Source organism: Arthrobacter sp. 8AJ (genome assembly GCF_902506025.1).
In the GTDB taxonomy this organism is placed as follows: domain Bacteria; phylum Actinomycetota; class Actinomycetes; order Actinomycetales; family Micrococcaceae; genus Arthrobacter.
The window spans coordinates 3,034,677-3,045,230 of record NZ_LR733289.1; the positions used below are offsets into that span (position 1 = coordinate 3,034,677).

The window sequence follows — 10,554 nt, forward strand, 5'->3', positions numbered from 1 at the left end:
CAGACCTGCGGAAAAACCCTGCCACCGGGAGGTGACGCCATGGAAATGCCCAAGGCAACCGAGGAAGAAAAAGAGCGGTTCCGCCGCGTGGTCCCCAGCCATCCCGGAGTTGTGGTGAAGCCGATGTTCGGCAATCTCGGCGCGTTCATCAACGGCAACATGTTCGCGGGACTGTTCGGGTCCACCATCGGGGTGAAGCTCTCCCGGGAGGACGCGGAGCTGCTGGAGTCATCAGAACGGACCGTCCCGTTCGGGCCGGCGGACAGGCCCATGGGTGGCTACACCGGGCTGCCTGAAGTGTGGAATGAAGAGGGCGACGGCGACGACACCCGGGCGCGGGCATGGGCCGAAAAGGCGCTGGCTTACGTCGCCACCCTGCCGCCCAAGGAAGCCAAGGAGCCGAAGGGCCGGGCCACCAAAGCCGGGGCACGCGGAGCGGCGGCGAAGTAACCGTGTCCGCCCCTGGCGTACCGTCGGAAGGAGCCCCAGCCATGGAACCGTTCCGGGTCATCCTCCTGCCCGGCAGCGTCCTCCCCGCCGGCCCCGCATACGGCGCGTTGCTGGCGGCACTGGATGGCACGGTTGATGCCGTGGCCAAGGACCTTGAGCTCTACGCGGGCGATGCTCCCCCGCCGGACTGGAGCCTGGATACCGAAGCGGACGGCGTGCTCCGCGAGGCGGACGCCCGCGGCTGGGATACCTTCCACCTGCTGGGGTATTCCGGTGGTGGCGCAGCGGCCCTGGCGCTCACGGCCCGGAACCCGGAACGGCTGCTGAGCCTGGCCCTGCTTGAACCGGCCTGGGCAGGCACCTGGGACTGGAGCCCGGAGCACACGCGGCTGTGGCACCGGTACGGAGAACTGCGCGACCTGCCGCAGGAGGAATTCATGGCCGCCTTCATGAGGCTGCAGGTGAAGCCCGACGCCGTCCTGCCGCCTCCGCCGCCGGGTCCCCCGCCGCCGTGGATGGCCAAGCGCCCGGCCGGGATCAGCGCCTTCCTGCATGCGTTCAACACCTACGGCCTGGACCGCGGCCGGCTGGCGGCCTTCGAAAAGCCGGTGCTCTTTGTGCTGGGCGGCATGAGCAGCCCGGATGAGCAGGGGGACAACGCTGGGCGCCTGTCCCGAGTCTTCCCTGATTTCCGGCTGGAGGTGTTTCCCCGCCGGCACCATTTCGACCCGCCGCACCGTGCGGAGCCGGAGCGGGTTGCCGCGCTGCTGGGGGCGCACTGGGCACGGGCACAGGCAGCGTCGTAGCTGGCGGCTGGGACCTTTTCCTCTGTTTCTGCGGAACCCCGCGGACGGACGCTCACTCCCGGCTACTTCGCGCTCACCATGGGCAGCGGCATCATCTCCGTGGGGCCCGTGCTTGAGGGCTTCCACGCACTGTCCATGGCGCTGCTGGTGGTGTGCGCCCTCTCCTACCTCCTGATTCTTGTCCCCAGCCTGTTCCGCCTGGCCAGGTTCGCCGCCGACATGCGCAGCGACTTCATGGATCCCGGGCGGGCGTTCGGCTTCTTCACGTTCATCGCCGGAACAAACGCTGCTGGGGACGCGCCTTGGCATGGCGGGATGGCAGGGCGCGACGGCGGTGCTGCTCGCGGTCGCGGTGCTCGCCTGGGTGGTGCTCGGCTACGTCGTGCCGTGGACGCCGGAATTGGCGCACGGACCGTGGAGATGGCAGGCGCGCCCATGGTGGATGCAACGCGCGGGCTGGTGGCCGGCGCCTCCGTGGTGTTCTGGTCCTTCGCCTCGTGGCTCTTCCCGGTGCTCCCCGCCGCCGGCTGGTGGCGCCACGTGCTCCACCGCGTGCCGTTGTCCTACGAGCCGGGCCTGTGGAGCGTGATCTTCCCCCTCGGCATGTACGCCGTAGCCAGGATCTACCTGGGCCGCGCCGACCAGTTGCCCCTGGTGGCAGCCATCGGCCGCGCCGAACTGTGGCTGGCGGTCGCAGCGTGCCGGGTCAGCCTGCCCGCGGGCCGGGACCGTGGGCCCTCTGCCGGCCGTCGCGGTGGGCAAGGTAGGCGTAGACCATGAGGGCGATGCCGGCCACGATCATTACTGCAGGGAAGGCGAAATCCACCGGGATCAGCACGGCCATGGCCTGCAGCACGAAGATCAGGCCCATGACGGCAAGGATGCCCGCCGGAATCAACGGCCATTTCATCCGTTCCCTGCGGTTGCCGGCCTCATCAACGCGGACCGGGACCAGGGAAAGCACGCCGAAGGTGGCCGCCAGGCCCAGGAAGAGGACGGCTGCCGTGGGCGTACCCTGCAGTTCCTGCGGGAGGCCCACGATGACCGCCAGCGTAAACATGACGCCGGAAGGTATCAGCGCCCACCAATTGCCCGGTTCCCGCACGAACACGGCCCCGAACCCGGCACCCATGAAGAGGAACAGGAAGGCCGCGCCCCAGGCGCCTCCGGTGAGCTCGGTGGCGATGACAACAGCTGCCAGGCCCAGGAACACGGACCCGGGGATGGCCGCCCACCAGCTCTCCCGGCGCCGGATGAACAGGGACAGGAACAGCACCCCCACGGCCGCGAAGATCAGCGGCGCCACGAACGCAGCAGTGTCGATGACGCCCAGCCGGTCCAGGAGCAACAGGCCGCCCAGGGCAATGAGGATCACGCCTGCGATGATGCTTGCGTTTGCCGATTTCACCGTGTGCCTCCCGGATCCGGCAGGCGGCCTTACACCGCCCTGTTTGTTTCAGGCTAGGGCGGCCTCGGAGCCTGAAACAGGGCACAAAGCCCCCGGCCCCGGTGACCGCCGGTGGCCCGCGTCCAGGACGGGACCTTCAGCCCTATAGCGGGCCCGGGAGGATTGGCATCCTTGTAAAGGCACCGTCCGGGTCCTCACATTGCGAGGCCGGAGCGGCTTTCCACCGTGAAACCCCCAGTGACTTTCCGCCGGAGGCACCGTCAAGGATGCCCGCCGGCGTGCAGCCGCACCCAGCTGGCTGGATTTTGAAAGGGCCGACATGTCCGCTGACATCCTCACCTTCCGTCCCGCTCCCCTGTCGCAGGCGGACGCCGCGCGCCGGCGGGCGATGCTCCTCCACCCGTCCAATTTCGTCCCGGCATCTGCTCCGGACCGTGACGCTACGGAGAAGGCCGAAGAGCAGGCCGACCGGTTCGACGCCCTGTACAAGGAGTTCCTGGACCGGGGACTCTCCGCTAACGGGGCCAGGACCGAGGTGGCCCGGGCGGCCGCACGGGAAATCTGGGACGGTTTCGCCGTCCAGCTGCGGCAGCACCGTGCAGCGGGCCAGCAAATGGATGCCAACGTCCTGGCCGTCGCCCTTGCTTCGATCCAGTGCCTGAACAGCGTCCTGCCGCGCCGTCCTGAAGATCCCCACCACGCTGTCCGCGCCGTCAGCACCGCACGCCGCCGCCTCCAATACAACGGAGGCCTGCTGCACCGGCTGCATCCGCACCGCAACCCCGCCTTCCAGGACGCAGTCGCCACGCTCCAGTCGCTGGAGGTTTTCCTCACCCGGCCGCAGCAGCAGGCCGCCTGAGCCTGGGCAGGGAGGTATGGAACATTGGCAACCATGGACGAGTACAAGGCCGTACACGCCGGCAACGAACCGCCAGGCGGCCTGGACCACGCCGCCGAGCTCGGACACGGCGGATGCAATGTCATTTCCAAGGACAGCGGAGGGGTGGTGGGCCGCTGGGGTTCGTGGGAAACTGCCAGCGTGGCCCTGAACCGGCTCCAGAATCTCGGGGGGCGGTATGAATACCGGCTGGAGGAGTTCCATGAATGGGTAGCGGGGCCCGAGCACAGCACCATCTGCGCCGTCTGCAGCGTCCCCCGGGAGGTTCCGGCTTCCTCCGGGACGGCGCTGGGAATTGACTGGCCCTAAGTGCCCGATAATTTAATGAAGTTCCTCCCGGAGGGGCGGCTGCAGGGGAAAGGGCAGCCGGGGAGGGCATCGAGTTGATGAGAGCGTCTTCATGAATACACCTGCAGCACCCCCCGACGAGTCTTGGTCCGCCATCCTGCCCCTCCGGGTCTTCATCCTCACTGACCATGAAATGGTCCGGAAAGGCCTTGGCGACCTGCTCGAACACTTTGGCTTCGATGTAGTTGGCGAAAGCGGATCCGCTGCAGAAGCCCGGCGCCTGATCCACGTCCTGCAGCCGGACATCGTGGTGCTGGATGACAGGCTCCCGGACGGCACGGGCATCGAGGTGTGCCGCGACCTGCGCTCCACCGCTCCTGAGGTGCGTTGCCTGATCCTTACCGGCTGGGACGAACAGCACGCCGTACGGGCAGCGGTCCTGGCGGGCGCTTCTGGCTACGTGCTCAAGCGAATCGGAGACAGCGATGCGTTGATCAACTGCATCCGCAGCACGGCCGCCGGCATTTCCCCCATCGGCCCCGGCGTCAGGGAGCGGGTGGCCGAGAGCCTGTACGCCACCGCTTCAGCCCCTTGGCTGAAGGCCATGACGCGGACGGAACGGAATGTACTCGCCCTCATGGCCCGCGGACTGACCAACCCCCAGATCGGGCAGGAGATGGTGCTGCCGGACGCCGCCGTGGCCACCCACGTGTCTTCTGTGCTCCATAAACTGGGCTTCCGGCGGCGGGGCCACCTGATTCCCGCTCCCATCCCCCGAGCGTGGGAGCTGCTGCACTGACCGCCCCCTGACCGCCACCCCGGAACCATCGTGAGCAGGCACCATTTTGAGCCGGCCACGGTCCAGTAACCCGCTCAGCCGGCAGCGGGCGCCCTCCATGTCACACTCGTGCCCTTGCCCGGGACGCTGTCGATGATGCATTCCCCGCCCAGACGGGTGGCCCGGTTCTTCATGTTGGTCAACCCGCTGACCCGTTGCGGATCGTTGAATCCGCGCCCGGTATCCCGGACTGTGAGGACCACGTCGCCATCCTGGACGGCGAGCAGGATGGCGATGTCCTCTGATCCCGAATGCCTGACGGCGTTGCTGACGCTTTCGTGGAGTACCGGGAGCAACTGTGCGGCGACGTCGTCGTCTACCGCATCGTCCACCGGCCCGGAAAACTGGATCCGGGGGAGGAAACCGGAAGCGTTTGCGGCCTCCTGGACAGCGCGCAACACGCGTCCGCTCAGTAGTTCCTTATCGGGCTCCCGGGCCTGCAGGGAGTAGATGGTGTCCCGGAGCTGATGGATGCAGTCATCCAGTTCTGCTGTGATCCCGGCAATGCGCCGCTCGTGGGCAGGCGGATCCGCGGTGTAGCGGCGCAGGCCCTGGATGCTCAGTCCGGCAGCGAAGAGCCGCTGGATCACCAGGTCGTGCAGGTCCGCCGCAATCCGTTCCCGGTCAATGAACAGGGCGTGCTCTTCCCGCAACTGGTTCGCCTTGAGCAGGTCCAGCGTCAGGCCTATCCGGGACGCAAATACGGCGCTTTGCTCAACGTCCACTTCCGTATACCGTGCTCCGCCAACAGCCCTGGCCAGGACCAGGACGCTGTCGCGGTGGCCGTCGCTGTTGCTGCCCAGGGCAGCCACCAGGACCGGCCCCAACTTCTCGGCAGACGTCGGATCGAACACCAGGAGCGGGTCGGCCAGGACCTTGGACTCCCCCGTTTCCAGGACTTCTGACAGGACGGCGGCAGCAGGCATTTCCTGGCCGCCTGGCATCGACTGGGCACCCACCGAGGTCCGGCACCTGATGATTCCGTCCGGCCCCACTGAGGCGATCAGGGCCAGGACGGAAGCCGAGGCGTTTAGGGCGCGTTCAGCGATCATGTCCAGGTTCTCCGTGTCGGAGCGTGGCTGGTCCTTGAGGCGGTCGCTGACTTCCATGCCCGCTTCCAGCCAGCGCTGGCGCCGCCTGGTGTCATCAAACAACTTCGCGTTCTGGATGGCCACCCCGGCGGCCGCCGCCAGGGCGACAGCGAGGTCCTCGTCCTCACCGGTGAAATCCTGGTCACCGATCTTCTCCGTCAGGTACAGGTTCCCGAAGACCTCGTTCCGGACCCGGACCGGGACGCCCAGGAAGGTGCTCATGGGCGGATGGTTGGAAGGAAACCCCACCGCTATTGGATGCTCGCCCAAATCGTGGAGCCGCAACGGCTTGGGTTCCCGGATCAGCTCGCCAAGCACGCCATGGCCGGTGGGCAGGTCACCGATGACCCGGGCACCCTCTTCATCGATGCCCACGGTGATGAAGTGGCTGAGCTGCTGGTCGTCGCCGATGACACCCAGGGCCCCGTACCGTGCCCCCACCAGTTCGCACGCCGACTGCACCAGCCGGTCCAGTACTGCTTCCAGGCTCAGGTCCTCTGTCATGGAGACCACTGCGCCGAGCAGCCCCTCGACATGTTCCTGTGCCCGGACAAGATCATCCGCCCGCTCTACAAACTCCCGTAGGAGTTCCCGGGTCCGCCGCCTAATTGGTTCACGCCACATGTAAAAACGCTCCGAAATCGAACGCATCCACGGCGGGCTGCATCACCCCGGATCCGTTTTTGGAAAGCCCCCAGCGTCTCTTTTCACCATGCTAACAACCCTCGGCACTGCGCGCCCTAAAGGTTACGGACAGTCGTCCCCCGCTGTGCCCTTCGGCCCTTCAACAGGTTTCTGCGGGACGCAGGGACCGGGTGAGGGGGCACCTTGACGGGGATGCTGAACCGGAATGCCCGCCGGGAGATGTGGTGCGTATCCTTCCGGCGCCGGACGGGCGGCGGCAGGGCCGGCAGCTGCTGGGCGTCGCGTGCGAAGAACCATTGTTTGGCAGCCTCCACCAGCACCAGATACACCACCACCATGCCCAGCAGGGCCAGGAAGAACGGCACCGGCAAGGGGTCGAAGCCCAGAACTGCGGCCGCAGGTGACAGCGGCAGGAAGATGCCGAGGGCCACAACTCCCAGCGAGGCAGCGATGAGGCCCGCTGAGGGCCGGCTCCGCAGAAAGGGGACCCGCCGGGTGCGGATGGCGAAGATGATCAGCGTCTGGGTGGCGATGGATTCGATGAACCAGCCGGCCCGGAACTCCCCCGGCGCTGCAGTGAACACGAACAGCATCAGCCCGAACGTCGCGAAGTCGAACAGCGAACTGATCGGCCCGAACAGCAGCATGAACCGCCGGATGAACGCGATGTCCCAGTGCGACGGCGCCCGCAGCTGTTCCTTGTCCACCCGGTCCCCCGGAATGGCCAACTGCCCGGAGTCGTACAGCAGGTTGTTCAGCAGGATCTGGCCCGGCAGCATGGGCAGGAAACTCAGCACCACGGAGGCCACCGCCGCGCTGAACATGTTGCCGAAATTGCTGGACGTGCCCATCAGCACGTACTTGATGGTGTTGGCGAAGATCCGCCGGCCCTCCATCACGCCGTCCGCCAGCACGCCCAGGTCCTTGTCCAGCAGCACGACGTCGGCCGCGTCTTTGGCCACGTCCGTTGCGGTGTCCACGGAAATGCCGATGTCCGCCTTGTGAAGTGCCAGGGCGTCGTTGACGCCGTCGCCCATGAAGCCCACGGAGCCGCCGCTGAGGCGCAGCAGGCCGATGATGCGCGCCTTTTGTTCGGGCGAAACGCGCGCGAAGATCGTGGCCGTCCGCACGGCGGCGGCGAGGTCGGCGTCGGACATCGCCTCAACCTGGGAGCCGTTGAGCGTGCCGCCGGAAATCACGTCCAGGTCCGCGCAGACCTTCTCCGCAACTTTGGCGTTATCCCCGGTGGCGATCTTCACCGAAATCCCCAGTGCCTCAAGGCGGTCCAGGGACTGCCGGGCGTTGGCCTTGGGCCGGTCCAGGAAGACGAGGAAACCGGCCAGGGTCAGGTTCCGCTCGTCCGCCGGCGCCAGCCTTTCCAGCCCCGCGGCCGGGCGGGTGGCCACGGCAACCACCCGGGAGCCGGCGTCGAACTGTTGGTCCAGCAGTGCCTGCACGGCGGCCGGGGTGGGTCCGCAGAGGGCCAGGATGTCCTCCGGGGCGCCCTTGGTGACCAGCTTCGCAGGGCCGGCGAGCTCCCGGACCAGCACGGTGGTGCGGCGGCGCTGGTGGTCAAAGCCGATCAGGTCCACCCGCTCGAAGCGCCCCGGATCGAAACCGGACGCCCCGGGGCTGTCCCAGAGGGCGGCGTCCAGCGGGTTCTGCCCGGCCGGCGAATTCTTGGCCTCCGCATAATCGGTCTCGGTGGCCAGCAGGCCCAAGGTGAGCAGGCCGTCGTCGGACGTCTCCGGGGCGGCTGGCAGCGCACCGGTGAAGCTGATCCTGCCCTCCGTCAGGGTGCCGGTCTTGTCCGTGACCAGGATGTCCATGTCCCCCAGGTCCTCGATGCATACCAGGCGTTTGACCAGCACCTTGCGCTTGGCCAGCTGCCGGGTGCCGGTGGCCAAGGATGTGCTGACCACGGCCGGGAGCAACTTAGGGGTGATGCCGACGGCAATTGCCAGCGAGAACAGCAGGGATTCAATGAGCGGACGTTGCAGCAGCAGGTTGGCCACGAAGATCAGCGAGGTGAGCACCATGGCTACCTGCAGCAGCAGGAAGGAGAACCGCTTGAGTCCCAGCTGGAACTCGGTCTGCGGCTGCCTCTCGCCCAGCCCGAGTGCGATGCGCCCGAATTCGGCCCGGCCGCCGGTGGCCACCACCACCCCGGTGCAGCCGCCGGACTGGACCACCGTGCCCATGAACACGCAGGAGGCGAGGTCGCCCAATGCTGAACCGGCGGAAACGGGAGCAACTTCCTTGGCCGCAGGCTGGGACTCCCCGGTGAGGATGCTTTCATCGCAGAGAAGACTGTTGGTGGTCAGGAGCCGGATGTCCGCCGGGATGATGGCACCCAGGGAGAGATGGACGACGTCGCCCGGCACCAGGGCGGTCACGTCCACTTCACCGGTGGTTCCGTCGCGGAGCACCACGGCCCTGTGCGTTACGCGGTCGTGCAGGGCTTCGGATGCCCGCTCCGCACGGTACTCGTTGGTGAAGCCGAGGCCTACGCTGGCCAGCAGGATCACACCGATGACGATGGAGTTGGTGGCGTCGCCAAGGAAGAGGGACAACCCGGCGGTGACGATCAGGAGAATGAGGATGGGGCTGGCAAACTGTCTGCCCAGTACAGCCCAGGCGTTGGCGCGGTGCGTGCGGACCGCGTTGGGGCCCAGCTGCTGGAGGCGGGCGGCCGCTTCCTCCCCGGTGAGGCCGCCAGGCCCGGAACCCAGGCGCGCCAGCGTCTGCTCCGCCGTCAGGCTCGCGGCGTCGGTGATGGCCAGCTGGAGGGAGCTGCGCTCCTGGACGTTCACGTCTGTCATGCCGGATCCGTTCGGAACGCGTGGGCTTCGTGGTTTTAACCTAAGGCAAGGGTACGACGGCGGGGCCGGTTCAATCAGGCGCCCCGGGGCTGATGGCGGTTCCCAGGATGTGGGCCATGGGCGGGTTGAACCGCGCAACGGCAAAATCGAAGCGTTGGTTGTCCTGGACTGTGAATCCCGCCGCGGTGATGGCGGCAAGGGTGTCCCGGTTGAGATGGCAGCCGCCCATGAACCGTCCCCAGACCGGGGTCAGCACGTCTTCGGCCCTGGCCAGGACCGCATGGGCGGACCGGACGTGCTCGTAGTAGGCCAGGGTTCCGCCGGGCTTGAGCACGCGGCGGATCTCCGCGAGGGCGGTGGCCTGGTCCCAGACGCTGCAGAGGACCAAACTTGCCACCACGGCGTCCACGCTTCCGGAAGGGGCGGGAATGTGCTCCGCGGCGCCGGCCACAACGGTGACCGGCACACTGGCCGATGCTGCTGCTTTCTCCGCCACGCTTCTGAGATAGTCATCGGGCTCCAGGGCGAGGACATGAGTGACGGCAGGCGGGTACAGCGGAAAAGACGATCCCGCCCCTGCGCCGATTTCGACCACAGTTCCCTGCAGCCCGGCCACGATGCGGCGGCGGTGCTCTGCGGCCCCGCGGCGGTCCATGCCGGCGACGGCGCGTGCGAAGGCCCGGGCGAAAAGCGGGTGTTGCAGGCGGTCCATGCGGTTGCCTCCTCGGGGATGCTCTCTGCAAGCCACCCTTCACAACTACTTAAGGCTCAGCACTTCGTCTATTGGCCGGCCGTTGACGAACACCTGCGCGTCCGTGGCGCCGGAGGCGGCCATGGCCGTGTATTCCAGCTGCGCCTTGGCCCGCGGGATGTCGCAGACGCCGCCCAGCATGAACTGCCCGGAGAGCCAGATGGTGATGGTGCTGCCGTTCAGCTCGCCGCCAAGGTAGGTCAGGTTCGACTGGTACAGGACGTTGACCAGTCCGGACAGGCCCACATCCCGGCTCTTATTCGCCAGCAGGGTCCCCACGCTGGGGCCCACCTGGTCCGTGAAGCGGACGGGTGCCGTGGTGGTGGCCACCAGGCTGTCACCACACCCGATCCTGGGCCCCGAGACGCCGTTGTCGCCTACCGCCACGTAGTAGACGGTCAGCGGCCCCATCTGCTCGGGAAGGCCGGTAGGGGCGGGTTCCTGCGTTGGTTCGCGCGTGGGCGGCGGGCTTGCCGGGGCGGACGACGGCGGCGCGGCACCTGGGGTGGTGGGCGCGGCTGAGGTGCTGCCCGGCGTCGTCGGGGTCGCCGTCATGG

Annotated in this window: 11 protein-coding genes; 6 read left to right on the forward strand and 5 right to left on the reverse strand. The window is 67.5% G+C overall.

Going from position 1 to position 10,554, the window contains the following annotated elements; translation table 11 throughout:
- The first annotated feature begins 39 nt into the window (after positions 1–39).
- The 3 genes from BACI349Y_RS14040 to BACI349Y_RS14050 are packed head-to-tail and all read left to right on the forward strand — an operon-like array spanning position 40 to position 2,036.
- A complete protein-coding gene (locus BACI349Y_RS14040) occupies positions 40–450 on the forward strand; it encodes a TfoX/Sxy family protein (RefSeq protein WP_159632630.1) in 411 nt (136 codons plus the stop codon).
- Positions 451–491: 41 nt separating this feature from the next.
- Positions 492–1,256: an alpha/beta fold hydrolase gene (locus BACI349Y_RS14045; protein ID WP_159632631.1), complete on the forward strand. Its 765-nt coding sequence runs from the start codon at positions 492–494 to the stop codon at positions 1,254–1,256.
- The gene (locus tag BACI349Y_RS14050; protein WP_268891567.1) at positions 1,257–2,036 is read left to right on the forward strand and encodes a hypothetical protein; all 780 of its coding nucleotides are present in this window, start codon (positions 1,257–1,259) and stop codon (positions 2,034–2,036) included.
- Here the strand turns inward: BACI349Y_RS14050 and BACI349Y_RS14055 are convergent.
- On the reverse strand, positions 1,963–2,664 hold the full coding sequence (locus BACI349Y_RS14055; protein ID WP_159632632.1) for a hypothetical protein: 702 nt from the start codon (positions 2,662–2,664) through the stop codon (positions 1,963–1,965). The two genes, BACI349Y_RS14050 and BACI349Y_RS14055, sit on opposite strands and share 74 nt — an antisense overlap.
- Positions 2,665–2,983: 319 nt before the next feature.
- On the opposite strand from BACI349Y_RS14055, the gene BACI349Y_RS14060 reads away from it, so the two are divergent.
- The 3 genes from BACI349Y_RS14060 to BACI349Y_RS14070 all read left to right on the forward strand — a co-directional run bounded on the left by BACI349Y_RS14060 (position 2,984) and on the right by BACI349Y_RS14070 (position 4,649).
- Positions 2,984–3,523 (forward strand): hypothetical protein, encoded by a 540-nt coding sequence (locus BACI349Y_RS14060; protein ID WP_159632633.1) that lies wholly within the window; start codon positions 2,984–2,986, stop codon positions 3,521–3,523.
- A 33-nt stretch (positions 3,524–3,556) separates the two neighbouring features.
- A complete protein-coding gene (locus BACI349Y_RS14065; RefSeq protein WP_159632634.1) occupies positions 3,557–3,871 on the forward strand; it encodes a hypothetical protein in 315 nt (104 codons plus the stop codon).
- Positions 3,872–3,962: 91 nt separating this feature from the next.
- Entirely contained in the window at positions 3,963–4,649 is a 687-nt protein-coding gene (locus tag BACI349Y_RS14070) for a response regulator (RefSeq protein WP_159632635.1), read from the forward strand.
- Positions 4,650–4,723: 74 nt separating this feature from the next.
- Here BACI349Y_RS14070 and BACI349Y_RS14075 read toward each other — a convergent pair whose 3' ends face one another.
- From BACI349Y_RS14075 to BACI349Y_RS14090, 4 genes are all read right to left on the reverse strand, one after another.
- Positions 4,724–6,403, reverse strand: coding sequence for a GAF domain-containing sensor histidine kinase (locus tag BACI349Y_RS14075; RefSeq protein WP_159635699.1), 1,680 nt, complete (start codon positions 6,401–6,403; stop codon positions 4,724–4,726).
- 116 nt (positions 6,404–6,519) lie between these two features.
- The gene (gene mgtA, locus BACI349Y_RS14080; RefSeq protein WP_159632636.1) at positions 6,520–9,246 is read right to left on the reverse strand and encodes a magnesium-translocating P-type ATPase; all 2,727 of its coding nucleotides are present in this window, start codon (positions 9,244–9,246) and stop codon (positions 6,520–6,522) included.
- Positions 9,247–9,316: 70 nt separating this feature from the next.
- The gene (locus BACI349Y_RS14085; RefSeq protein ID WP_159632637.1) at positions 9,317–9,958 is read right to left on the reverse strand and encodes a class I SAM-dependent methyltransferase; all 642 of its coding nucleotides are present in this window, start codon (positions 9,956–9,958) and stop codon (positions 9,317–9,319) included.
- 45 nt (positions 9,959–10,003) lie between these two features.
- A partial coding sequence (locus tag BACI349Y_RS14090; RefSeq protein ID WP_236560839.1) for a hypothetical protein occupies positions 10,004–10,554 on the reverse strand: 551 nt, incomplete at its 5' end.